The organism is Geodermatophilus arenarius, assembly GCF_042654585.1.
GTDB lineage: Bacteria > Actinomycetota > Actinomycetes > Mycobacteriales > Geodermatophilaceae > Geodermatophilus > Geodermatophilus arenarius.
In genome coordinates, this window is sequence record NZ_JBHSGR010000007.1 from 155,297 (window position 1) to 178,322 (window position 23,026).

Genomic DNA, 23,026 nt, shown 5'->3' on the forward strand with positions numbered 1-23,026 from the left:
AGGGGAGCGGCGAGGGCAGGGCAGATCGCGCCCGGACGGCCTGCGCGGCCCGCCGGTGGCCGCCGATCCTGGCGGTATGACGACGTCGCTCCCGGTCGCCGCCGCACGCCTCCCGGTCACCGTCTCCTTCACCCGCCGGGCCGATCCGTCGCACACCCGGGGAGATGACGGCGTGGATCCGGGCCGGCATGACGATGGCCGAGTCCTTCCCGGGCTTCCTCGGCGCCGGGTGGGTGCGACCGCGCGGCGGCTCGGACGAGTGGCACATGCTCTGCCGCTTCGCCGACCAGGAGGCGCTCGACGCCTGGGAGGCCTCGGCGGAGCGCGCCTGGTGGCTGCGCTCGGCGGAGGGGCTGGCCGAGGTGACCCGCACCGAGCGCCGCACCGGTATCGAGGGCTGGTTCGACCAGCCGGTCAGCACGGAGGTCGCCACTCCTGCCGGGCCGCCGGCGCCGCCGCGGTGGAAGCAGGCGACGACGATCTGGCTGGTCTTCTACCCGCTCAACCTGCTGGCCACGGTGACCCTCGGGGCGCTGCTGGCCGACGTGCCCGTGGCGCTGCGGGTGCTGGTCGTGACGCTGGCGCTCACCCCGGTGATGACCTACCTGCTGCTGCCGTGGATCACCCGCCGGCTCGAGTGGTGGCTGCACGGCCGGCCCTGGCGCGACCGCCGGCGCTGAGCGGCCGGAGGCCCGCGCCGTCCTCCAGTTGCCCGTTATCCCCAACTACCCGCTCTTCAGACGACTGGGCACGACCGGACAAGGAAAAACCAGCGACGCCGGGAGGGGCCCCTGCCACGCTGGCCGGGTGGACGTCCCGGCGCTGCTGCTCGCGATGCCCGCCTTCCTGGGTGCGGTGCTGCTGATCGCCGCGACCCCGGGACCGGCCGTCGCGCTCGTCGTGCGCCGGGCGGCCCTGCGGGGGAGCGCCGCCGCGGTGCCGACGGTGCTGGGGCTCGAGGCCGGGCTGTTCGTCTGGGCGCTGCTGGCCGGGGCGGGGGTCGCGGCCGCGGTCGCCGCGTCCCAGGCCGGCTTCCTCGTCCTGCGGGCCGTCGGGGCGGCGGTGCTGCTGTGGCTGGGCGGCCGGGCGCTGTGGCGGGCGCTACGCGCCGGTCCCGTGGAGGAGCCCGGCGCCGCGGCGGGGCCGGTGCGCCGGCGCTGGGGTGGCGCCTTCGCCGAGGGGCTGCTGGTGCAGCTGGCCAACCCGAAGCTGGCCGTCTTCATGATCGCCTTCTACCCGCAGTTCGTCCCGGCCGGCAGCTCCCCGCTGGTGACCGCCGCGCTGCTGGGGTTGCTGCAGGTCACCGTCGAGACGGCGCTGTACCTGGGGCTGGCGGCCGGCGTCGGCCGGGCCGGCAGCTGGTTCCGGCGTCCCCGGGTGCGCCGTGGGCTGGACGCCACCTCCGGCGCGGTGCTCGTGGGTCTGGGCGTGCGGGTGGCGGCCGCCTCCCGCTGAGGGCGGGACGGGCCGGGGACGCGGGCGGGCCGGGGAGCGCGCGCTCCCCGGCCCGCCGTGCGGCAGTGCTCAGGCGTCCGTGCGCTGCAGGGCCGCCAGCTCCCGGGCCACCATCTCCTCGTGCGCCTGCTCGTCCTGGCGTGCCCGGCGCGGGCTCCACCGGCCGGCCATCACGAAGACGAACGGCAGGAAGAGCACCTGCCCGGCGACGCACACCCACCACCAGCGCTGCCACTGGTGCGGGTTCTCCTCGGCGGCGGTGGCGACCTCGTCGCCGTGGGCCGCGAGGTAGGCGAGGTCGTCGGCCGGGATCGCGGTGTTGGCGTCGGTGAGCACCGTCGCGTAGCGCTGCACGAGCGCGAGGTCGGCCTGCACCGCCGGGTCGCCGAGGCCGACCAGCAGCTGGGTGGCGGTGCCGGCGTCGACGCCGAGGGCCTGCGCGATCTGCCCGACGGCGGCCGCACCGGCCGCGGCGTCGGCCGGGTCCTCCTGCAGCGCGGCCAGCGTGGCCGGGTCGACCGCCTGGGCGGCGGCCAGTTGCGGCGCCCGGTTCCGCACCGCCTCGGAGACCGCGGCGGCCTCGTCGGCGTCGGCGCCCTGCTGGGTGGCCACGGCGCCGAGGGCGGTGGCCAGCGCGTCGACGTCGGTGGGGTCCGCGGCCAGCGCCTCGGACGCCTCCGGCGGGACGGCCGACAGGACGGCGACCTCCTGCGGGTGCGCCTCGACGATCTCGGTGACCCGCGACCCCTGGTCGACCAGCACCGAGGTGGCCGGCACGACGAGGGTGAAGACCGCCAGCGACGCCGTCACCACGATCCGCAGCAGCCAGCCCCAGATGGCCAGGCCGGTCGCCGTCGCGGCCGGGTTGTGCCGCTCGACGGTCTCGGTGAACGAGGCCATCCAGGCGACGTAGGCCATGCCGCCGCCGGCCGCCGACAGGATGAAGTAGACCGCGATCGTGTAGTAGCCGGTCTCCGGCTCCGTGGCCGACAGCGCGAACAGCACCGAGCCCACCAGGCCGACGAGCGTCCCGACGACCATGAACGGCTTGCGCACCCGGAACCGGTCGGTGAGCACGCCGGTGACCACCAGCGCGATCGCGTTGGTCACCCAGTACCAGTTGGCCAGCGCGTTGGCGCGCTGCTCGGAGTAGCCGAACACGGTGGCGAAGTAGACGACCGCGAAGCCGACGAGGATGTAGTAGAGCAGCAGGAAGATGCTGATGGCGAAGGCCGACCCGACGACGTCGAAGCGCAGCACCTGCCGCCAGTGGCCCTTGAGCGCCTGCTCGGTGTCCAGGCCGCGGGCCCGGGCCTCGACCAGCGCGCGGTCGCGCATGCTGACCATGAGCTGGTCGCGCAGGGCGGGGGAGAGCTCACGCAGCCCGACCAGCGCGACGAGGAAGACGACCAGGCCGGCGACGCCGCAGACGTAGAACTGCCAGCGCCAGTCGGGGTGGTCGTCGAGGGTGTTGCTGGACACCGTCGTGACCACGAGGCTGCCCAGCACCGGGCCGAGGGTCCAGAAGCCCATGGCGACCCCGCGGCCGACCTGCGGGGAGAAGTCGCGGATCAGCGCGGGGGTGGCCACCAGCACGACGCCCTCGACGAAGCTCAGCACCGCGAACAGCACGGTGAAGGCCGTCTTGCCCGGCGCGTGCGGCAGGCCCACCAGCAGGATCAGGCCGGTGATCAGCAGGCCGCCGACGACGAGGTTGGCGCGGCCCCAGCGGTCGGCGAGCCCGGCGAACAGCGAGGCGAAGGCGCCGACCAGGTTGCCGATGACGGAGACGAAGACGTAGCCGGTGAACGAGTAGCCGAGCTCGGCGATGATCTGCGTCGCGACGGCACCGCCGACGTAGAGCTCGTAGTACAGGACCACCGTGGCCAGCACGGTGATCCCCAGGTACAGCGACCGGGGGCCGGTGTCGGGGTAGCGGTCGAGCTTGCGGTCCCACAGCCGGCGCAGGCCCCCACCGCGGGGCGGTGTGGGCGTCTCGCTCGGTCGGACGTCGGTAGCGGTCACGTGCGGTCCCTTCCCGGCGCAGCGCCGAGCACGGGGAGGAGACGGCCCGGTCGGGCCGCCGGTGTGGCGCGGAGCACACCGGCGCGGAACGTAGTGGCGGACTGTTGCAGGCGTCAACGGAACCGCCGGGTGCCGTCACCGGACCGTGACCGGTGGCTGTCGACCCGTTATCCCGAATTACTTGTCAAGCGAAGGAAGACGAAACACAAGAGAACAACGAGGTAAAGGGTCCGGGGACAGGGGCGGAGGGAGTGCCCTTGCGAGGGCCGTGACCGCCGGCCGTCATGTGCGGACCGGGGAGCCCTCGCGGGGGCGGCCGACACGCCATCGAGGCTCACGGCCCCGGGGTCGTGGCCGGGTGAGACTGTCCGCCGCCGGTGTCCTGCCCGGGCAGGGCACCGGCGGCGCGGCCTCGCAGGCGCCGGCGGACGCTCGCGCGGCCCCGGGCCGAGGCGCACTCCGGGAGGCCGATGGCGGAGAGGCACCGTTGTCCGTTATCCCCAACAAAAAACGATGTTGTTCACAGGAAGACCGGAGAACAGTTGCAGGGCAGGGTCCTGTCGCTGTAGGGGTCCTCGGGCTTCCCGCGGCAACGGGGGAGGGCGGTGCGGCACTCCGGGGGCCGCACCCGGTGCCCGGTACGGGGGCCGGGAGCCGACCGGGGAAGCGGGCTCAGTGCTCGCGGGCGGTCCGGCCGGCCGCGCGCAGGCCCTCGCCGAGGAGGACGAAGGCGGCCACCGCGACGACGAGCACGAGGCTCGGCGCGACGAGGGCGTGCGGCGCCCGGGACGCCGCCTCGCCGCCCTGCTGCAGCAGGATGCCCCAGGACTCGGTGGGCCGCTGCAGCCCGACGCCGGCGAAGGTCAGCACCGCCTCGGCGGAGACGAGGACGCCCGCGTAGGCGCTGGCGAACACCAGCAGCGGGCGGACGGCGTCGGGCAGCACGTGCCGGAGGACCAGCCGCAGCGGCCCGGTGCCCAGGGCGCGCGCCGCGGTGACGTACTCGAGCGCCAGGACCTGCCGGGTGCCGGCCCGCACGACGCGCACCATCGGCGGCCAGCTGAACACCGTGAGCACCGCGACGACCTGCCACACCCCGCGCCGGTCGGTCGCGCTGAGCAGGACGACGCCGCCGAGCACGAGCGGGATGCCCGACCAGACGTCGGTGAGCCGGGAGACGACGCCGTCGACCCAGCCGCCGGCCGCGCCGGCCAGCGTCCCCAGCACGACGGCGAGCAGGCCGCTGAGCACGATGACGGCGACGGCCAGCAGCAGCGACGTCCGCGCGCCGTACATCGTCTTGGCGAGCAGGTCGCAGCCGAACAGGTCGAACCCGAAGGGGTGGTCCCAGGACGGCGCGACCAGGGAGTCGGCCAGGTCGCAGGAGCGGGGGTCGGCGTCGGTGAAGGCGCCGGGCGCCAGCGCCGTCGCGGCGAGCAGCCCCAGCACGGCGACGGCGACGACCAGCGGTGCGTTCCAGCGCCCCGCCGCCGGACGGACCTCCGGGGGGTCGGGGGACGAGGACGGCACCGGCGGAGTCTGACCGAGCGGGTGCCACGGCGTCGACCGGGATGATCACCGTCCTGCCACGATGTCGCCCGTGGTCGCGTTCGCCGCCCGCCGGTCCGGGCAGATGCTGCTCAGCCTGTGGGCGGCGGTGACCCTGGTGTTCGTCGCCGTGACGCAACTGCCCGGGGACCCGGTGCGGGCGCTGTTCGGCTTCCAGCCGCCGCCCCCCGCCCTCTACGCCCGCATCCGCAGCGAGTACCGCCTCGACGAGCCCCTGCCGGTCCAGTACGGCCTCTACCTGCGCGACCTGCTGACCGGCGACTGGGGCCGCGGGCTGCCCGCTCTCCGGGGCGACGCCGTGGTGCCCGGGCCGGCCGTCCTCGACGTCGTCGCCGCGACCGCGCCGGTGAGTGCGACCCTGCTCGCCGGCGCGGTCGTCGTCCAGCTCGTGGTGGGCGTCGTCGCCGGCGCGCTGGCCACGAGCGGGCGGTGGGCGGGCGCGGGCGTCGCCGCGGCGGCCACGGTGCTGGTGGGCACGCCGGTCGTCGTGGCGGCGTACCTGCTGCACTTCGTCTTCGTCTCCGAGCTCGGCTGGGCGCCGTTCCACGGGCGCACGGGGGAGCCGGCGGCCTACATCCTGCCCGTGCTCGCCCTGGCGGCGCTGTCGACCGGCTACGTCGCCCTCATCACCCGGGCTGAGGTCGGGGACACCCTGCGGGCGCCGTTCGTCCAGGCCGCGCGCGGCCGCGGGCTGTCGCCGTCCCGGGTCGTCGGCGTGCACGCGCTGCGGCCGGCGCTGACGCCGGTGGTGACGTTCGTGGCCGCGAACCTGGGTCAGCTGTTCGTGGGGCTGATCGTCGTCGAGGGCGTCTTCGGCATGCCCGGGGTCGGGGCGGCGATCCTGGGCGCGATCGAGGCGCACGACCGGGCGCTGCTGGTCGGGCTCACCACGGTCGTCATCGCCGCGGTCATCGTGGCGAACGCGGTCGCCGACGTCGCCGCGGCGGCGGTCGACCCGCGGGTGCGGCTGGGCCCGGCGACCTGATCAGGGGCGTGGGGAGCGGGCCCTCGCCACGGTGGTTGACATAATGTGCATTATCGGCGGTGGTTCGGAGCGCCGGAGAGGGGGTGCCCGGACGGCCGCCTGGGCCTCGATCCGGCTGTCCGGCCTGCCCGCTGACGACGGGTCGTCCCGTGCGCCGACGGGTGGCTCGTGCCGCCGCGTCGGGTCGCCGGTCCCCACGACGCCGCGCCGGCCACACCTGGGCGTTCCCCTCGGTCCGCGTGTCCCGACCCGGCGCCACTGTGCCGCACCCGTCGCCGCTCGCTCACCTGCCGACCACCCGACCGCCGGCCGGCCGCTCGCCTCGGTCCGGTCCGGCCGGGTCCCCGACGCGGCCCGCCGACCCTCCGGGTCCCGGTCGACCGCCGATCCGGGGCCCCGATCCGGCCGGCGCCCCCTCCCTCCCCACCCACCGACACCTCCGTCATTCCGTCACTGTGACGTTATGCCGGTGGTGTCGGCGCTTCGACGGGCGCACGGCCAGGTGCCTGCTTAGGGTCGAGGACATGGAACTCCGACGCCCGATCGCCGCACTCATGACCGCGCTGGCGCTGTTCGGGGGCGGCGCGACGCTCACCGCCTGCAACGCGGCCGGGCAGGACCAGAACGACGGCACCACCGACGACAGCGAGAACACCAGCGGCAACGACCCGTCCGGCGAGTCGCAGGACAACCTGCCGGACAACAGCAACCCGGACCAGGACGCGCCCGAGGACCAGGACGACGACACCCAGGACCCGGACTGACCCGCCGCTGACGGGCCGGCTCGGGCGGCGGGATCAGCCCGCGGCGCGCTCGGAGACCCAGAGCTTGTCGAGCCGGCCCGTCGAGTGCACCAGGTCGGCCAGGGACCGCTCGAGCTCGGCCTTGGTGTGCCGCTCGCCGAGCAGCGTCTGGACGTCCTCGAGCGCGCAGCGCAGCTGGAACAGGCGGTCCTGCAGCCCGTCGAGCTCGGCGCGGCGCACGAGGACGACGTCGTCGGAGAGGCCGGCCTTGGCGACCGCCGTGCGCTGCTCGTACGCGCGCTGCCGGCAGCCCTGGCCGCAGTACATCCGCGGGCGGCCGACCGAGCCACCCTGGGGCAGCACCCGCCGGCACCACCCGCAGCGCCGTTCGGCCCCGCTCCCCTGCCGTCCCGTCGTCGTGTCCGCCTTCCCTGCCGTCCCGTCCGTCCCGACCACGCGGTCGGCGTGCTGCTTGCCCACGCCGGGCACGCTAGACGCCGCCACCGACAGTCCCGGCGGACACGCCCGACCCGCCGGGAGAAGGGGCTGGTGAGCGCGTCGGAGCCGCCGGTTAGCGTGTCGCCCGTGCCTCCTGCCCGGTTCGCCTTCCTCGACGCGCCGGCGCCGTTGGCGATGGCGCACCGCGGCGGGGCGATCGAGCACCTGGAGAACTCCATGCCGGCCTTCGAGGCCTGCGTGAAGATGGGCTACCGGTACATCGAGACCGACGTGCGGGTGACCGCCGACGGCGTGGTCGTCGTCTTCCACGACCCGGCGCTGGACCGGGTCACCGACCGCACCGGCCGGATCGAGCAGCTGCCGTGGTCGGAGGTCGCCGCCGCCCGCATCGGCGGCCGGGAGCCGATCCTGCGGCTGGAGGAGCTGCTCGGCGCCTGGCCCGACGTCCGGTTCAACCTCGACATCAAGGCCGCCGGCGTGCTCGCGCCGCTGGTGCGCGTGCTGCGCCGGATGGACGTCCTCGACCGGGTCTGCCTGGCCTCGTTCTCCGACGCGCGCGTCGCGGCCGCCCGGCGCCTGCTGGGCCCGAGCGTGTGCACGTCGCTGGGTCCGCGGGGCGTGGCGGCGCTGCGGCTGTCCTCCTACTCCCCCCGCGCGGCCGGGCTGGTGCGCGTGCAGGCCGGCTGCGCCCAGGTGCCGCTGCAGCTCGGCGGCCGGGCGCTGGTCGACGAGCGGTTCCTCGCCGCCGCGCACGCCCGCGGCCTGCAGGTCCACGTGTGGACCGTGGACACCGCGGAGGAGGCGACGGCGATGCTCGAGCTCGGCGTGGACGGGATCATGACCGACCGCCCGGCCATGCTGAAGGAGATCCTCGAGGCGCGCGGCCAGTGGGTGGGCCGGTGAGCGGGTGGCTCGAGCGGCTGGCCACGGGGGTGAGGGAGTGGCAGCCGACCCCGCCGCCGCTGCCCGACCACCTGGAGGCCGTCCTGCACGACGGCGACCCCGAGTGGTTCGCCCGTGAGCTGGCCATCGCCGCCGCGCCGCCGTGGGACGTGTGGCTGCTCCTGCTGCGCCGGTTCTCCTGGCTGGTCGACCTGTTCGGCCGGGTGGAGGTCACCGGGTGCATCCCCGAGGAGCTGCGCCGCGGGCCGCTGCTGCTGGCGGCCAACCACGTCGGCGACTTCGACCCGTTCGTGATCGCCGTCGCGCTGCACCGGCTGGGCGTGGTGCCGCGGATCATGGCCACCGGCGGGATCATCTCCGCGCCGGTCGTGGGGCCGCTGCTGGAGCGCGCCGGCGGCATCCGGGTGGAGCGCGGCACCGAGGTCGCCCGGCACGCGGTGCGGGTCACCGAGGTGGCGCTGGTGCACGGCGGGCACGTCGTCGCCTATCCCGAGGGGCGGGTGGGGCTGGCGCCCGACGGGTGGCCCGAGCGCGGCCGCACCGGGATGGCGCGCCTGGCCCTCGGCGTCGGGGTGCCGGTGATCCCGGTCAGCCAGTGGGGCGCGCAGGAGGTGCTGCAGTACGGCAACGACTGGGGGAAGCTGCGCACGCTGGCCCGCTCGCTGGTGCAGCGGCCGGTGCTGCGGGTGCACGTCGGCCCGCCGGTGTACCTGGAGGACCTGCGCCTGGGCCGGGTGGGCGACGCCAACCGGGCGCGGACGCGGATCGCCGCGGCGATCACCCGCGGGCTGGTGCCGCTGCGCGCGGCCAGCCGGCCGCTGCACCCGGACCCCACCCGCCCGACCGACGGCGCCGCGGCGTTCCCCGGCGGCGTCGTGCCCCCTGACATCCCGTGACCCCCCGGTGCTGGAACGGACGGGGCCGGGCTGACACCCTGCGCGCGTGACCGCCCCTCACGTCGACGCCGCGCAACCCGTCGACCGCGCCCTGCGCCGCGAGCGCTTCGGTTGGTACTCCTACGACTGGGCGATGTCGGTGTTCAACACCAGCGTCACCACGGTCTTCCTGGGCCCGTACCTGACCACCGTCGCCGAGGACGCCGCCGGCGCCGACGGCCGGCTGCCCTTCCTCGGGCTGTCCATCCCGCCGGGCAGCTGGTTCTCCTACGTGCTGTCGTTCTCCGTGGTCCTGCAGGTCGTCGTGCTGCCGCTCACCGGCGCCGTCGCCGACCGCACCGGGCGCAAGCGGCAGCTGCTCGGCGGGCTGGCGCTGCTCGGGGCGCTGGCCGCGACCTGCCTGTTCTTCGTCGCCGACGGCCGCTACCTGCTGGGCGCGGGGCTGTTCGTCGTCGCCAACGTGGCCTTCGGCGCGGCGACGGTCGTCTACTACTCGTGGCTGCCCGACCTCGCCGGCCCCGACGAGCGCGACGCGGTGTCCAGCCGCGGGTGGGCGTTCGGGTACGTCGGCGGGGCGCTGCTGCTGGCCGTGCACCTGGGGCTGTTCCTCGGCGCGGAGTCCCTGGGGCTGACCAGCGGCGAGGCGGTGCGCATCTGCCTGGCCACGGCGGGGCTGTGGTGGGGGCTGTTCACCCTGGTCACCGTCTCGCTGCTGCGCGACCGGCCGCCGGTCGCCGGGCACGGCGGCGCCACCAGCGGCTTCCGGCAGCTGGCCGCCACGCTGCGCGGGATGCGGGCGTTCCCGCTCACGCTGTGGTTCCTCGGCGCGTACCTGCTGTTCAACGACGGCGTGCAGACGGTGATCTCGCTGTCGGCCACCTACGCCAGCGAGGAGCTGGGGCTGTCCCAGTCGGTGCTCACCGGCGCGATCCTCATGGTCCAGGTGGTCGCCGTGTTCGGGGCGCTGGGCCTGGGCCGGGTGGCGGCCCGCTACGGCGCCAAGCGGACCGTGCTGGGCTGCCTGGTCGCCTGGACGGCGGTGCTGGTGGCGGCGTACTGGCTGCAGGAGGGCGCGGTCGCGCAGTTCTACGCGCTGGCCGCGGTGATCGGGCTGGTGCAGGGCGGCACGCAGGCGCTGTCCCGGTCGCTGTTCAGCCACCTCATCCCGGCCGGCCGGGAGGCGGAGTACTACAGCTTCTACGAGATCAGCGACCGCGGGACCAGCTGGCTGGGGCCGCTGGCGTTCGGTCTGACGTACCAGCTCACCGGCTCCTACCGGTACGCGATCATCAGCCTGGTGGTGTTCTTCGTCGCCGGGTTCCTGCTGCTGCTGCGGCTGCCGATGCGCCGGGCCGTGCAGGCCGCGGGCAACACCCCGCCGGAGCGGCTGTGAGCGACCCGTCCCTCACGCCGGCGTCGGTCCCGGCGGCCGGGGACCGGCGGCGCGCCCCGGCCCCGGCGCACCTGCGGTTCTTCCACGGGCCGATGGACTGCGGGAAGTCCACGCTGGCGCTGCAGGTCGACCACAACCAGAGCCGGCAGGGCCGCTCGGGGCTGCTGCTCACCCAGGGTGACCGGTCGGCGCGGCCGCGGATCAGCTCCCGGGTGGGGCTGTGCCGCGACGCCGTCGAGGTCGACCCGGGCACCGACCTGCTGCTGCTGGTGCGCAGCCACTGGGCCGACGGGCGGCGGGTGGACTACCTGATCGTCGACGAGGCGCAGTTCCTCACCCCCGGGCAGGTGGACCAGCTCGCCGAGCTCGTCGACGCCTCGCACGTCGACGTCTACGCCTTCGGGCTGACCACCGACTTCCGCGCGCGGCTGTTCCCGGGCACGCAGCGGCTGCTCGAGGTCGCCGACGACGTGCAGCGGATCCAGGTCGAGGTGCTGTGCTGGTGCGGGCTGCCCGGGCTGCTCAACGCCCGGGTCGTCGACGGGCAGATGGTGCGCGAGGGCGCCACCGTCGTCGTCGCCGACACCGCGCCCACCCCGGCCCCGGGTGAGGCGGAGGGCGCCGGGGTGGGCCCGGAGCCCGGCCCGGAGGTGCACTACCAGGTGCTGTGCCGGCGGCACCACGTGCTCGGCCAGCTGGGCCCGACCGCGGCGGGCCCGGGGCAGCTCGCCCTCCCCTGAGCCGGCCGCTCTCCCCCGGCCGAGGGGGTCGCGCGTGGCCCAATACCACCCCATGCGATGATGGGGAACCGACTCAGCGGAATCTCTCCGCGAAATCCGCCGTTGGTCTCTTTCGACACCCTCCCGCAGTGGGTACCCCCTGCCGCGACGAGGAGTCCTGACCGACACCACCAGCACGAGAGGACGGTGTGCCATGGGCGAGCGTTCCCTGCGGGGCAGCCGACTGGGCAGCGTGAGCTACGAGACCGAGCGGAACACCGCGCCGATCGAGCGGCAGTACGTCGAGTACAAGTGCCCCTCGGGTCACCAGTTCACCGTCCCCTTCGCGGACGACGCCGAGGTGCCCGACACCTGGGAGTGCAAGTTCGACGGCTCCTCGGCCAAGCTGGTCGGCGGCTCCGAGCCGGCGCCCAAGAAGGTCAAGCCGCCGCGGACGCACTGGGACATGCTGCTCGAGCGGCGCTCCGTCGAGGACCTCGAGGAGGTCCTGGCCGAGCGTCTCGAGGTGCTGCGCGGCCGGCGGACCCGCGCCAGCTGAGGAAGGACCCGCCTCCCCACCGCTCGCGAGCGCGCGGCGGGCCCCGGGAGGCGGGCCGTTCCAGGACCGTCGACGGCCCCGGTGGGACTCCCCACCGGGGCCGTTCCGCGTCCGGGGACCGATGAGTCGCCGCCCCTCCCCCGGTCTGCCCCGCAGGACCCGACCGAGGAGGACCCCGTGGCGCACCTGATCGCCGGCATGACCACGTCCCTGGACGGCTACACCGCCGACCCCGAGGGGGACTTCGGCATGCTGTACGCCGACCTCGGCACCCCGGCCGGCGAGGAGTACCTGGCGGCGTCCCAGGCCGAGACCGGCGCGGTGCTCATGGGCCGGCGCACCTACGACGGCGCGCCCGACCCCGACTCCTACGCCGACGACTACGAGTACCAGGTGCCGATCGTCGTCCTGACCTCGCACCCGCCGGCGACCCCGCCGCGGCGCAACGACCGGCTGTGGGTCACCTTCTGCGGCGACCTCCGCGAGGCCGTGGACACCGCCCGCGAGCTGGCCGGCGAGAAGGCGGTCACCGTCGTCGGCGGGGCCGACCTCAACCGCCAGCTGATCGACGCCGGCCTGTTCGACGAGCTGCGCGTCGACGTCGTGCCGGTGCTGCTCGGCGGCGGCCTGCGGGCCTTCGACGGCGTCGCCCGCGGCCGGCTGGAGGTCATCGGCGTCGAGCGGGTGGGCGAGCGCACCTGCCTGCGGTTCCGGCCCCTCCGGCGGGACTGAACGGTCAGGCGTGAGGGCGGGTGTCGAGCACGACGGGGCCCTCGACGACGGGGCCCTCGACGACCTCGCCCTCGACGACCTCGCCCTCGACGATCCGCACCGGCGGGCGGGCCGCCGTCGCGCCGGGCACCCGGGCGCTGCGCACCCGCACCGGCGCGGACAGGCCCAGCCGGGCGGCCAGCCCGCGGCCCACGGCGGCGCGCACCAGCGGCCGGGTGGGCGGCAGCAGGCACAGCAGGCCGACGACGTCGCCGAGGAAGCCCGGCAGCACCATCAGCGCGCCGCCGACGGCGATCAGCCCGGCGTCGGTGGCCGCGGTGCCCGGCGCGCGGTGCTCCCGGGCGCGGGCGCGCAGCTCGTCCAGCGCCCGGGTCCCCTGCCGGGCCAGCAGGGTCCAGCCCAGGACGGTGGTGGCCAGCGCGGCCAGCAGCGTCCAGCCCACGCCGATCCACGCGGCGACCAGCGCGAAGACGACGACCTCGGCGAGGGCCCACAGCCCCGCCAGCACCCGTACCCGGTGTCCCACGGCACTCCCCGGCCCGGCTCGCGTGCGGCCCGGGTCCGCCTACCGGACCTCGCTGGACCGCCCGCGCTCGCGGACCCGTCCCGGCACGGGCGGTGGGACCCGGCCCGGCAGGCGGTCGGCCAGCCGGTCCAGCAGGCCCCAGAGGGTGACCCGTGCCAACGCCTCTCCAACGATCGAGGGCGTCATCTTGCTCCTGCCGAACTCGCGTTCGCTGAAGGTGATCGGCACCTCCACCACCCGGGCGCCCTCCCGCCAGGCGCGCCAGGCCCAGTCGACCTGGAAGCAGTAGCCCTGGCTGGCCACGCGGTCGAAGGGCAGCCGGTCCACCAGCTCCCCGCGGACGGCGCGGAACCCGCCGGTGGCGTCGGCCAGGGGCAGCCGCAGCGCGCGGCGGGTGTAGACGTTGCCCAGCCGGGACAGCAGCAGCCGCCGGCGCGGCCAGTCCTCGACGCTGCCGCCGGGCACGTAGCGGGAGCCCAGCACGAGGTCGGCGTCGTCGAGGGCGGCCAGCAGCAGCGGCAGCTGCTCGGGGTGGTGGGAGCCGTCGGCGTCCATCTCGACCAGCACGTCGTAGCCGCGCTCGCGGCCCCAGCGGAAGCCGGCGACGTAGGCCGGGCCCAGGCCCGCCTTCTCGGTGCGGCGCAGCACGTGCACCCGGTCGTCCCGCGCGGCCAGCTTCTCGGCCAGCTCACCGGTGCCGTCGGGCGAGCCGTCGTCGACGACCAGGGCGTGCACGTCGGGGACGGCGGCGTGCAGCCGGTCGAGGACCGGCTCGAGGTTCTCCACCTCGTCGTAGGTGGGGACCACGACGAGGACCCGCGCCGCGCTCACCGGGCGGCCCGGCGGGCCCGCTGCCGGCGGCGCAGCGCCGGGGCGGCGACCGCGAGCACCGCGCCGGCCCCCAGGGCGGTCAGCACCCACTCCGGCGCCGCCCCCAGCCGCTCGGCGACGGTGGTGGAGTCGCGCTGGGCGACGTCCTCGACGAACACCGCGGGGGTGAACAGCTCCGAGCGGCGGGCCAGCGACCCGTCGGGCGCCACGACGGCGGAGATGCCGCTGGTGGCCGCGACGACGACGGTGCGGCCGAACTCCACCGCGCGCAGCCGGCTGGCGGCCAGCTGCTGCTCGCTCTCGTCGGTGTAGCCGAAGGTGGCGTTGTTGGTCTGGACGACGAGCATCCCGGCGCCGGCCCGCACGGTGTCGGCGACCAGGGAGTCGTAGACCACCTCGAAGCAGATGACGTCGCCCACCGGCGCGCCGCCGACGTCGAGCACCCCGACCTCGGTGCCGTGGGCGAAGTCCCGGCGGACCAGGTCGACCTTGTCGCTGAAGAAGCGGAAGAACCCCCGCGCCGGCACGTACTCGGCCAGCGGGACGGGGTGCCGCTTGACGTAGGTGTCGCCGGGCCCGGTCTCGGGGTCCCACACGATGCCGGTGTTGCTCAGGTACCGGCCCGGCCCCTCGACGACCGCGCCCACCAGGATCGGCGCGCCGATCGCCTCGGCGGCGCGGCTGATCTGCCGGGCGGCGTCGGCGTTGCGGTAGGGGTCGATGTCGGAGCTGTTCTCCGGCCAGACGACCAGGTCCGGCTGCGCCTGGTCCCCGGCCGCGACCGCGGCGGCCAGCTGCACCGTCTGCTGCACGTGGTTGTCCAGCACCGCCCGGCGGCGGGCGTTGAACTCCAGCCCGGCCTCCGGGACGTCGCCCTGGATGACGGCGACGGTCCTCGTGGGGCCGCCCGCGGTGAGCGAGGGGCCGGGCAGCGGCGTCCAGGCCAGCGCCCCGAGCAGCGGGACGGCGAGGACGGCGGCGACCAGCGCGGCCGCCGTGCGCAGCGCCGGCCCGCGGGTCGCGCCCCCGCCGGCCGCCCGCCGGACCCGGGCCAGCGCGAGCAGCGCCGCGGCCAGCGGCGTGCGGGTGAGCGCGACGGCGAAGGACACCAGCGGCACCCCGCCGTAGGCGGCGAGGGAGAGGAAGGCGCCGTCGGTCTGGCTCAGCCCCAGCCGGCCCCAGGGGAAGCCGCCGAGCGGGAGGCGGCCGCGCAGCGCCTCGTCGGCCACCCACAGCGCGGCGGTCCACAGCGGCCACAGCCGCAGGCCGGACACCGCCGCGCCGGCCGCGCCGAGCAGCGCGAGGAAGAGGGCCTGGGAGACGGCCAGGGCCAGCCAGGGGAACGCGCCCACGTAGATGCCGGTCCAGGACAGCAGCGGCACGAAGAACGCCAGGCCGCACACCAGGCCCAGCCACGCGCCCGACCGGGCCCGCTGCCCGCGCACGGCCAGCGCCAGCGCCGCGGGGCCGAGCACCGCCAGCGGGGGCAGCGACCAGCCGGGGAAGGCCAGCAGCATCGCCAGGCCGCCGGCGGCGGCGAGCGCGGTGCGCCACGGCAGGCGGCGGGTCCGGCGCCGGCCGGTCCCCGCGGGCGCACCGGAGCCGGTGTCCCGCTCCTCCGTCACGGCTGCTGGCGGCACCCACGACCTCCCCGCGACGTCCTGCCGCGGGCGGCGCCCGGGCGTCCGGCTGCACCCGTCCGCGGCGGACGGGTGCGGGCCACGGTCGTGGCCCACCCACGAGCATCCCACCCCGCCCCCCGTCCTCCGGGACGCGACCGGCGCGGGGTCCCCCGGGTGTGCCGTCCCCCGGACCGGGTGGTTACAGCGACCGCAGTGGCCGGCCTCCGACCAGCAGCTGTCGGCAGGCCGGCCGGTCCCGGCGGTCGAGCACCGCCGACAGGCCGGCGTCTGTGGCCCACAGCGCGAGGTCGGCCGGGGCGCCCGGCGCCAGCGGCCCGGCGGCGGTCTCCGCGCGGACGGCGTGCCAGCCGCCGTGGGTGGCCGCGTCGAAGGCGTCGAACGGGCGCAGCCCGGCGCCGGCGGTGCGGTGGTCGACGGCCGCGTGCACGCCGCCCCAGGGGTCCATCGGCGTCACCGGGGCGTCACTGCCCAGCGCCAGGGCGACACCGGCGTCGGCGAGGTCGGCGAACGGGTTGCACCCGGCCGCGCGCTCGGCGCCCAGCCGCTCGGCGTACATGCCCGCCGGGCCGCCCCAGGCCGCGTCGAAGGCGGGCTGGACGCTGGCCACCATCCCCCACGACCGCATCCGCTCGACCGCCTCCGGGCTCGCCATCTCCACGTGCTCGAGCCGGTGCCGGCAGGCCCGCACGGCGGCCGGCCCGAGCTCGGCCACCACCGTCCCGACCGCGTCGAGCACCTGGTCGACGGCGGCGTCGCCGATGCAGTGGAAACCGGCCTGGATCCCGGCGGCGGTGCAGGCGCGCACGTGGTCGACCAGGGAGGCGGTGTCGAACCGCAGCGCCCCGGCGGTGCCCGGCCGGTCGGCGTAGGGGGCGTGCAGCGCGGCGGTGTGCGAGCCGAACGCGCCGTCGCAGAACAGGTCGCCGCCGGCGCCGGCCAGGTCCAGCTCGCGCACCAGGTCCAGCCCGCCGCGCTCGGCCAGCTCTCCCCAGTAGCCGGTGACCCGCGGCGCCGGCCGCTGCCGGGCCAGGTCCAGCAGCGCGCGCAGGTCCGCGGCGCCGGACACCTCGGGCCCGGCCATCTCGTGCAGGCTGCCGATGCCCAGCCGCACCGCCTCGGCGAGCGTGGCGGCCTGCGCGGCGGCCCGCTGCGGCGCGGTCACCGCCCCGTAGGCGGCCTGCCGGGCGGCGTGGTGGGCGTCCAGCCGCAGCTGCCCGTCCGGCGAGAAGCCGGGCAGGCCGCGGACGCCGGGCACCAGGTCGAGCAGCGCGGTGGAGACGGTCGCGGAGTGCACGTCGACGCGGGCCAGGTAGGCCGGCCGGTCCCCGACGACGGCGTCCAGGTCGGCGCGGGTGAGCCCCCGGCCCTCGGGCCAGCCGGTCTCGTCCCAGCCGGTGCCCAGCAGGATGCCCGGCGGCGCGCCGCGCACCGCCTCGGCGACCGCGGCCACCGCCTCCGCGAGGCTCGACCTCGAGTGGAGGTCGAGACCGGTGAGCGCCAGGCCGGTCGCGGTGGCGTGCACGTGCGCGTCCACGAACGCCGGGGTGAGCAGCGCCCCCTCCCCGGCCAGCACCCGGCCGGCCCGCGGCGCGTCGGCGGCCGCGCCGGTCCAGGCGATCCGCCCGTCGACGACGTGCACGGCACGGCCGGGACGGTCGCCGACGGTCACGTCGGTGAGCAGCAGGTCGGTCGGGGGCGTCACGGCCCCGAGCATGACGGCGCGCCCGGGCCGCTCCGGCGCCGGGTCCGCGGGTAGCGCGGGGGGCGCCGGGTAGGCAGTCGCGATGACCGTGCCGGACGGGGAGCTGCTCACCGACCGGCTGCGGCTGCGCCCGTGGACCACCGGCCGCGACGACCTGGCCCGGCTCGCCGACATCTACCGGCGCGAGGAGGTCACCCGCTGGCTGGGCGGCCCCCCGTCGGTGGGCCCGGTGGAGCTGGTGGGCCGGTGGGCGGAGATCCGGCGCGCGGACCCGGTGCACGGCTGCTGGGCGGTGGAGGTGCGCGGGCCGGAGCCGGTGGTGGCCGGCACGGTGCTGCTCAAGCCGCTGCCCGGCGGCGTCGGGGAGGTCGAGGTGGGCTGGCACCTGCACCCGGAGTGCTGGGGCCGCGGCTACGCCACCGAGGCCGCGCGGGCGGTGGTCGACCACGCCTTCGGCGCGGGCGTGCCGGAGGTCTACGCCGTCGTCCGGCCCGGCAACGAGGCCTCGCGGGCGGTGTGCCGGCGCCTGGGCATGGAACCGCTGGGCCGGCTGCGCCGGTGGTACGACGTCGAACTGGAGGCGTTCCGGCTCATGGCCCCGGTGGTGGTGGAGTAGCGGGTCCTCAGCCGCGGCGCCGGAGGCGGCGGGCCAGCCGCGCGCGGCGCGAGGTCCGCGCCCTCACCCGCTGCCCGGCGGCGTCCTGCGCGTCGCGGGCCGTGGCCTCCTCCAGGGTGGGCGCGGTCCCGCCCAGGTGCGCCGGCACCCACCACAGGTCCTCGGGGCCCGAGGGCTGCTGCGGATAGGTGCGCTGCGCCTCGTCGAGCAGCGCCTCCATCGCCACGCGGGTGCGGGCCAGCAGCGCCGCGGGCCGCTCGCCGGGCAGGGGGACGACCGGCTCGCCGAGCAGCACGGTCACCGCCCGGCCGCGGGTGAGGTCCACCGGGTGCTTCTTGGTGGCCACCCGGTGCCCGCCCCACACCGCGGCCGGGACGATCGGCACCCCGGCGTCGAGGGCCATCCGGGCGGCGCCGGCCTTGAGGTCCTTGACGGTGAAGCTCTGGCTGATCGTCGCCTCGGGGAAGACGCCGACGACCTCGCCGTCCTTGAGCGCCCGCACCGCGGCGTCGAACGCGGCCGCGCCGGCCTTGCGGTCGACCGGGATGTGCCGCATGGCGCGCATGAACGGCCCGGCGAACCAGTGCGCGAACACCGAGGCCTTGGCCATGAACCGGACCAGCCGGTGCCGCGGCAGCGCGGCCAGGCCGAGGAAGGTGAAGTCCAGGAAGCTGACGTGGTTGCTGCAGACCACTGCGCCGCCCGACGTCGGCACGTGCTCGGAGCCCCGCACGTCGAACTGCAGCCGCAGCAGCCGGAAGACCACCAGCGCCAGCCGCACGACGAACCGGTAGGGGCGGTCCCGGGGATCGGGGGACGGCCCGAACAGGTCGCGCCGCACGACGTCGTGCCAGCTCGCGGTGTACATGGCGGGACGATATCCGCCCTGCCCGGCAGCTCACCTCCCGGTCGTGAGCTGCACCGCCGCGCGGACGACGGCGGTGAGGTCGCCGGTGTCGGCGTGCACGCGGCGCTGCAGGTCCGCGCCGGTGCCGCGCTCCAGGACCGCCGCCACGCCGTCGGCGACCCGCTGCCGGTCGCCGCTGGCCTCCAGCGCCGGGCGGACGTGCTCCAGCAGCGCCGCCACCACGTCGGCGGCCGGCGCCGGCGTCCCGGTGCGCGGGTGCACCAGGTCGGCGGTGGTGCCCGAGCGCCCGGCCCGCCAGGCGGCCACCCGCAGCAGCTCGCTGCGCACCCGAGGGGCGGGGACGCCCGCGCGCCACTCGCGGGCGGCGGTGTCCACCAGCGCGCGCACCAGCCCGGCGTGGGTGACCGCGTCCTCGACCCGCAGCGCGACGTCGGCGCTGCGCACCTCGACGGTGGGCCAGGTCCGCGACAGCCGGGCGTCGAAGTAGACCATCCCGGCGTCGACGATCGTGCGGGTCGCGACCAGGTCGGCGACCACCCGGTGGTAGGTCGCCGGGTCGCCGAACAGCTCGGTGGGGCCCGACGACGGCCAGCGGTTCCACGCCTGGGACCGGAAGCTGGCGTACCCGGAGTCGGCGCCCAGCCAGAACGGCGAGTTGGCGGTCAGCGCGGTGAGCACCGGCAGCCACACCCGGATCCGGTCGAGGACGGCCACGCCCTCCTCGTCGCCGTCCACCGACACGTGCACGTGGCAGCCGCAGGTGAGCTGGTCGCGGGCGATGAGCCCGAAGGTGTCGGTCATCTCCGCGTAGCGCTCGCCCGGCGTCGTCTCCGGCTCGACGCCGACCGGTGAGGTGGCCAGCGCCGCCACCCGGGTCCCGACGGCGCGGGCGGCGGCGTCGGCGCGCCCGCGCCAGTACCGCAGCTCCCGCTCCACCTCGGCCAGCCCGGTGCACACCCGGGTGCCCAGTTCCACCTGCTGCCGCTTGAGCTCGGGCACCAGGTGCCCCGGGGAGCCCTCCTCCTGCGCCGCGCTCTCGTGCTGCTCGGGGGTCTCCCCCTCCCCGCGGTGGGCGGCCACCGCCAGCGCCTCGGGGCCGCGCGGCACCGGCGTCCCCGACGGGTCGACGACCAGCAGCTCCTCCTCGACACCCACCGTGCGCACCGGCACATGGTGGAGGCGGGACGGCGCCGCCGCAGGACGGGCCCCGGGCACCCGGGTCGGGCACGATCCCCGCATGACCGAACCCAGGGCCTCCGGCGGTGGGGGCGACCGGCGGGTGGACCGGTGAGCCTCACCGCCTACCTGGACAAGGGCGCCTCCCTCGGCCCGGACGCCCCCTGCCTGACCGGCCCGGACGGGTCGATGAGCTACGGCGAGGTGCAGCGGTTCAGCCGGCGGGTCGCCGGGGCGCTGGCCCGCTCCGGCGTCCGGCCGGGCGACCCCGTCGCGGTCCTGTCGGCCAACGACCCCACCGCGTTCGCCGCCGTCTTCGGCATCGCCCGCGCCGGCGCGGTGTGGTGCCCGGTCAACCCCCGCAACGAGGCCGCGGAGAACCGCGAGCTGCTCGACCTGTTCGGCTGCACCGCGCTGCTCTACCAGCACTCCTTCGCGCCGCTGGTGGCCGCGATCCGCGACCGCCTGCCGCGGCTGACCACCCTGGTCTGCCTGGACGGCGACGGCGGCGGCGGCGACCCGGCGCTGCAGGACTGGCTGGCCGGCGCTCCCGAGGGGGACGACACCGAGCCGCCCGGCGGTCTGGTCGTGCTGGTCGGCACCGGCGGCACCACCGGCCGCCCCAAGGGCGTGCGCCTGACCGACCGCAACCTCGAGACCATGTCGGCGCTGACGCTCATGAGCTATCCGTTCACCGGCCGGCCCACCTACCTGGCGCTCGCGCCGCTGACCCACGCCGCCGGGGTGCTGTGCTTCCCGGTGATGGCCCTCGGCGGCGAGATCGTCGTCATGCCGGCACCGGACCTCGGGCAGTTCCTCGCCCTCGCCGAGCGGCACCGGGTCACGCACGCCTTCCTGCCGCCCACGCTGGTCTACCGGCTGCTCGCCCACCCCGACCTCGACGGCACGGACCTCTCCGCCCTGCAGTGCCTCTGGTACGGCGCCGCGCCCATGTCCCCCGACCGCCTCGAGGAGGCCATCCGGCGCATCGGCCCCGTCCTCGGCCAGCTGTACGGCCAGTCCGAGGCACCGATGATGATCTCGACGATGGCGCCGGCCGACCACCTGCGCCCCGACGGCTCCCCCGCCCGGGAGCGGTTCGCCTCCGCCGGCCGGCCGACGCCGCTCACCACCGTGGCGGTCGTGGACGACGCCGGGCGGCTGCTCCCGGCCGGCGAGCGCGGCGAGGTCGTCGTCCGCGGCTCGCTGGTCATGGACGGCTACCACCGGGACCCGCAGGCCACCGCGGAGGCGAGCCGGCTCGGCTGGCACCACACCGGCGACGTCGGCTACCTCGACGCCGACGGCTGGCTGTACCTCGTCGACCGCGCGAAGGACGTGATCATCAGCGGCGGCTTCAACGTGTACTCGGCCGAGGTCGAGCAGGCGGTCCTGGCCCACCCGGCGGTGCAGGACTGCGCGGTGGTCGGCGTGCCCGACGAGAAGTGGGGCGAGCGGGTGGTCGCCGTCGTCCAGCCGCGGGCCGGGGAGGCGCTGGACCCCGCCGACGTCCGCGTGTTCGTCCGCGCCCGCATCGGCGGCGTCAAGGCACCCAAGGAGGTGCTCGTCTGGGCCGACCTGCCGCGGTCCACGGTGGGCAAGGTGCTCAAGGGCGACGTCCGCTCGCAGCTGCTGACCGCCGGAGGCGCGTGAGGGCCCGGCCCTCCCCCCACCGGGACTCCCCCGGCACAGCGGCGCGGCGCCCCTCGGCCCGTCGTCGCCGGCGTGTTCCCTGCGCTGGTCGTTGATTGTTTTCCGGTTTCCCGGGAAGTTGACCAGGTAGTTGGGGATAACGGGTATGGTGAGGACATGGCGAAGGGCTGGCAGGGACCGCTCCCGGAGATGCCGTCGCCGCCCGCCGCGCAGGCCTGGGCCCGGCTGGAGCCCCCGGAGGGCTACGCGGTGCAGTGGCGCCGGCTGATCGACGCGGCCCTGGAGCTCGGCCTCGGCCCCGACGAGCTGGCCGAGGGCGGGATGGACGACGTCGCGGCGGCCCGGGGCTGGAAGCCCGCCACCGTGACCCTGTACAGCAAGGTGGCCCGGTACGGCGGGGTCCCCCTGCCGGTGCCCCCGACGCCGGAGCCCGATCCGCGGACGCTGGACCTGCGGCCGCTCACCGAGGTGCGCAGCGAGGAGCCCGAGCACCTGCGCACGGTCGTGTGGTGCGCGATCGCGCTGCGCTGGCCGGCCCCGGTGGGCACCTTCCGCGACCTGCGCCGTGACCAGGTGCACGCCACCGCCCGCCGCCTGGTGGTGCGCACCGACGACGGTGAGTGGTCGGTGCCGGGGGCGCTGACCGCGTGGCACGCCTGGGAGGCGGTGCGCAACCGCTTCCCCGCGCTGGCCGACAGCCCGTGGGTGCTGCCCGCGCTGCGCCGCGGCCCCGGTTTCGCCTCACACGTCGGCGGCCGGCTGTCCAGCCAGGCGCTGCAGGTGACGTTCGCCAAGCACGCGGTGCGCACCGCCCTGTACCTGCGCGCCACCACGACCGGTGCGCGCCGGCAGCGGGCCGAGGCGCTGGCCGCCGTCTACGAGACGCTGTCCTACGACTCCTACCGCCGGCTGGCCCTGGCGGCCGGCGCCGAGCCGGTGGCCGCCCGGGGTGCGGTGCGGGCCGAGCGGGCCGCCCGCGCGAACAAGGCCGGGGCGCCTCCGGCCTGAGCCCGCTCCTCCCCCGGACGGCACGACGGCCCGGGCGGAGGCCCGGGCCGTCGTCGCGGAGAGGTGCCGGGGTCCCGTCAGGCCGGCGAGTAGGTCATGCAGGTGGCGGTGTCGTGGTCGAAGCCCACCCGGATGCCGTCGGCGTGGCACTCGAGGGCGTCGTTGTGCACACAGTCGGTCCGCTGGCACGCACCCACCAGCGCCTCGGCCCGGGGCAGGCCGCCGCGGACGGTGAGCGGGATGAAGGTCCCGCAGTCGGCACTGCCGTTGTGGCTGCTCACGGTGATCGCGAAGGCGTGGCAGCCGTGGTCGTGGTCGTTGTAGGAGCAGCCGGTGACGGTGCACTCGGCGACGGGGGGCACGACGGCGGTCATCTCTGGTCCTCCGGGCTCGGACGGATCGGCTGACCCCAGTGTGCCGCAGAATGGCGTCGATCTCGACCCCGGAATGCATTCCGCGTGTCGTTCTCCGACCATTTCCCCAGGTGAGCCTGACCTGAGAAGCCGCAGGTCAACGCGTTACGGGTAGGGAAGGCTCACCTTCCTCACCGCCATTTCGTTGCGGC

23 protein-coding genes are annotated in these 23,026 nt (G+C 76.2%); 13 read left to right on the forward strand and 10 right to left on the reverse strand.

Annotation, left to right across the window (positions count from 1 at the left end; translation table 11 throughout):
- Positions 1-164 precede the first annotated feature (164 nt).
- Both ACFO3M_RS08735 and ACFO3M_RS08740 read left to right on the forward strand, forming a co-directional pair.
- Complete coding sequence (locus ACFO3M_RS08735; RefSeq protein WP_387988188.1) at positions 165-680, forward strand: antibiotic biosynthesis monooxygenase; 516 nt, start codon at positions 165-167, stop codon at positions 678-680.
- A 127-nt stretch (positions 681-807) separates the two neighbouring features.
- Complete coding sequence (locus ACFO3M_RS08740; RefSeq protein ID WP_387988189.1) at positions 808-1,455, forward strand: LysE family translocator; 648 nt, start codon at positions 808-810, stop codon at positions 1,453-1,455.
- Positions 1,456-1,524: 69 nt separating this feature from the next.
- Here the strand turns inward: ACFO3M_RS08740 and ACFO3M_RS08745 are convergent, their stop codons facing one another.
- Both ACFO3M_RS08745 and ACFO3M_RS08750 read right to left on the reverse strand, forming a co-directional pair.
- On the reverse strand, positions 1,525-3,480 hold the full coding sequence (locus tag ACFO3M_RS08745; protein ID WP_387988190.1) for an MFS transporter: 1,956 nt from the start codon (positions 3,478-3,480) through the stop codon (positions 1,525-1,527).
- A gap of 672 nt (positions 3,481-4,152) precedes the next feature.
- A complete protein-coding gene (locus ACFO3M_RS08750; protein ID WP_387988191.1) occupies positions 4,153-5,010 on the reverse strand; it encodes an ABC transporter permease in 858 nt (285 codons plus the stop codon).
- 70 nt (positions 5,011-5,080) lie between these two features.
- Between ACFO3M_RS08750 and ACFO3M_RS08755 the strand changes: the two genes are divergently transcribed.
- Positions 5,081-6,034 (forward strand): ABC transporter permease, encoded by a 954-nt coding sequence (locus tag ACFO3M_RS08755; protein ID WP_387988192.1) that lies wholly within the window; start codon positions 5,081-5,083, stop codon positions 6,032-6,034.
- Between the two features lie 524 nt (positions 6,035-6,558).
- The gene (locus tag ACFO3M_RS08760; protein WP_387988193.1) at positions 6,559-6,798 is read left to right on the forward strand and encodes a hypothetical protein; all 240 of its coding nucleotides are present in this window, start codon (positions 6,559-6,561) and stop codon (positions 6,796-6,798) included.
- A gap of 33 nt (positions 6,799-6,831) precedes the next feature.
- On the opposite strand, the gene ACFO3M_RS08765 is transcribed toward ACFO3M_RS08760, so the two are convergent.
- A complete protein-coding gene (locus tag ACFO3M_RS08765) occupies positions 6,832-7,257 on the reverse strand; it encodes a hypothetical protein (protein ID WP_387988194.1) in 426 nt (141 codons plus the stop codon).
- A gap of 105 nt (positions 7,258-7,362) precedes the next feature.
- Here ACFO3M_RS08765 and ACFO3M_RS08770 point away from each other — a divergent pair, with 105 nt between their 5' ends.
- The 6 genes from ACFO3M_RS08770 (at position 7,363) to ACFO3M_RS08795 (ending at position 12,438) form a co-directional block, all read left to right on the forward strand.
- Positions 7,363-8,139, forward strand: coding sequence for a glycerophosphodiester phosphodiesterase (locus ACFO3M_RS08770; RefSeq protein WP_387988195.1), 777 nt, complete (start codon positions 7,363-7,365; stop codon positions 8,137-8,139).
- Positions 8,136-9,035 carry a lysophospholipid acyltransferase family protein gene (locus ACFO3M_RS08775; RefSeq protein WP_387988196.1) on the forward strand — a complete coding sequence of 300 codons (900 nt, stop codon included), beginning with the start codon at positions 8,136-8,138 and terminating at the stop codon, positions 9,033-9,035. Before ACFO3M_RS08770 ends, ACFO3M_RS08775 begins: the two co-directional genes overlap by 4 nt.
- 46 nt (positions 9,036-9,081) lie before the next feature.
- Positions 9,082-10,428: an MFS transporter gene (locus ACFO3M_RS08780; RefSeq protein WP_387988197.1), complete on the forward strand. Its 1,347-nt coding sequence runs from the start codon at positions 9,082-9,084 to the stop codon at positions 10,426-10,428.
- Entirely contained in the window at positions 10,425-11,168 is a 744-nt protein-coding gene (locus ACFO3M_RS08785) for a thymidine kinase (protein ID WP_387988198.1), read from the forward strand. Before ACFO3M_RS08780 ends, ACFO3M_RS08785 begins: the two co-directional genes overlap by 4 nt.
- A gap of 193 nt (positions 11,169-11,361) precedes the next feature.
- Entirely contained in the window at positions 11,362-11,706 is a 345-nt protein-coding gene (locus tag ACFO3M_RS08790; RefSeq protein WP_387988199.1) for an RNA polymerase-binding protein RbpA, read from the forward strand.
- Positions 11,707-11,883: 177 nt separating this feature from the next.
- The gene (locus ACFO3M_RS08795; protein WP_387988200.1) at positions 11,884-12,438 is read left to right on the forward strand and encodes a dihydrofolate reductase family protein; all 555 of its coding nucleotides are present in this window, start codon (positions 11,884-11,886) and stop codon (positions 12,436-12,438) included.
- A 4-nt stretch (positions 12,439-12,442) separates the two neighbouring features.
- On the opposite strand, the gene ACFO3M_RS08800 is transcribed toward ACFO3M_RS08795, so the two are convergent.
- The 4 genes from ACFO3M_RS08800 to ACFO3M_RS08815 form a co-directional block, all read right to left on the reverse strand.
- Positions 12,443-12,964, reverse strand: a complete 522-nt coding sequence (locus tag ACFO3M_RS08800) for an FxsA family protein (protein ID WP_387988201.1) — start codon at positions 12,962-12,964, stop codon at positions 12,443-12,445.
- 39 nt (positions 12,965-13,003) lie between these two features.
- Positions 13,004-13,795: a polyprenol monophosphomannose synthase gene (locus ACFO3M_RS08805; protein ID WP_387988202.1), complete on the reverse strand. Its 792-nt coding sequence runs from the start codon at positions 13,793-13,795 to the stop codon at positions 13,004-13,006.
- Positions 13,792-15,420, reverse strand: coding sequence for an apolipoprotein N-acyltransferase (gene lnt, locus ACFO3M_RS08810; RefSeq protein WP_387988203.1), 1,629 nt, complete (start codon positions 15,418-15,420; stop codon positions 13,792-13,794). The genes ACFO3M_RS08805 and lnt overlap by 4 nt, the downstream gene beginning before the upstream one ends.
- 196 nt (positions 15,421-15,616) lie before the next feature.
- Positions 15,617-17,140 carry an amidohydrolase gene (locus tag ACFO3M_RS08815; protein ID WP_387988204.1) on the reverse strand — a complete coding sequence of 508 codons (1,524 nt, stop codon included), beginning with the start codon at positions 17,138-17,140 and terminating at the stop codon, positions 15,617-15,619.
- 82 nt (positions 17,141-17,222) lie between these two features.
- Between ACFO3M_RS08815 and ACFO3M_RS08820 the strand changes: the two genes are divergently transcribed.
- On the forward strand, positions 17,223-17,756 hold the full coding sequence (locus ACFO3M_RS08820) for a GNAT family N-acetyltransferase (protein WP_387988205.1): 534 nt from the start codon (positions 17,223-17,225) through the stop codon (positions 17,754-17,756).
- Positions 17,757-17,763: 7 nt separating this feature from the next.
- On the opposite strand, the gene ACFO3M_RS08825 is transcribed toward ACFO3M_RS08820, so the two are convergent.
- Positions 17,764-18,624: a lysophospholipid acyltransferase family protein gene (locus ACFO3M_RS08825; RefSeq protein WP_387988206.1), complete on the reverse strand. Its 861-nt coding sequence runs from the start codon at positions 18,622-18,624 to the stop codon at positions 17,764-17,766.
- 30 nt (positions 18,625-18,654) lie between these two features.
- On the reverse strand, positions 18,655-19,788 hold the full coding sequence (locus tag ACFO3M_RS08830; protein WP_387988207.1) for a carboxylate-amine ligase: 1,134 nt from the start codon (positions 19,786-19,788) through the stop codon (positions 18,655-18,657).
- Positions 19,789-19,911: 123 nt separating this feature from the next.
- On the opposite strand from ACFO3M_RS08830, the gene ACFO3M_RS08835 reads away from it, so the two are divergent.
- Together ACFO3M_RS08835 and ACFO3M_RS08840 are read left to right on the forward strand one after the other, a co-directional pair.
- Complete coding sequence (locus tag ACFO3M_RS08835) at positions 19,912-21,453, forward strand: acyl-CoA synthetase (RefSeq protein ID WP_387988208.1); 1,542 nt, start codon at positions 19,912-19,914, stop codon at positions 21,451-21,453.
- Positions 21,454-21,609: 156 nt separating this feature from the next.
- Complete coding sequence (locus ACFO3M_RS08840; protein ID WP_387988209.1) at positions 21,610-22,461, forward strand: hypothetical protein; 852 nt, start codon at positions 21,610-21,612, stop codon at positions 22,459-22,461.
- A gap of 77 nt (positions 22,462-22,538) precedes the next feature.
- On the opposite strand, the gene ACFO3M_RS08845 is transcribed toward ACFO3M_RS08840, so the two are convergent.
- Positions 22,539-22,835, reverse strand: a complete 297-nt coding sequence (locus ACFO3M_RS08845; RefSeq protein ID WP_387988210.1) for a DUF1540 domain-containing protein — start codon at positions 22,833-22,835, stop codon at positions 22,539-22,541.
- Positions 22,836-23,026 lie beyond the last annotated feature (191 nt).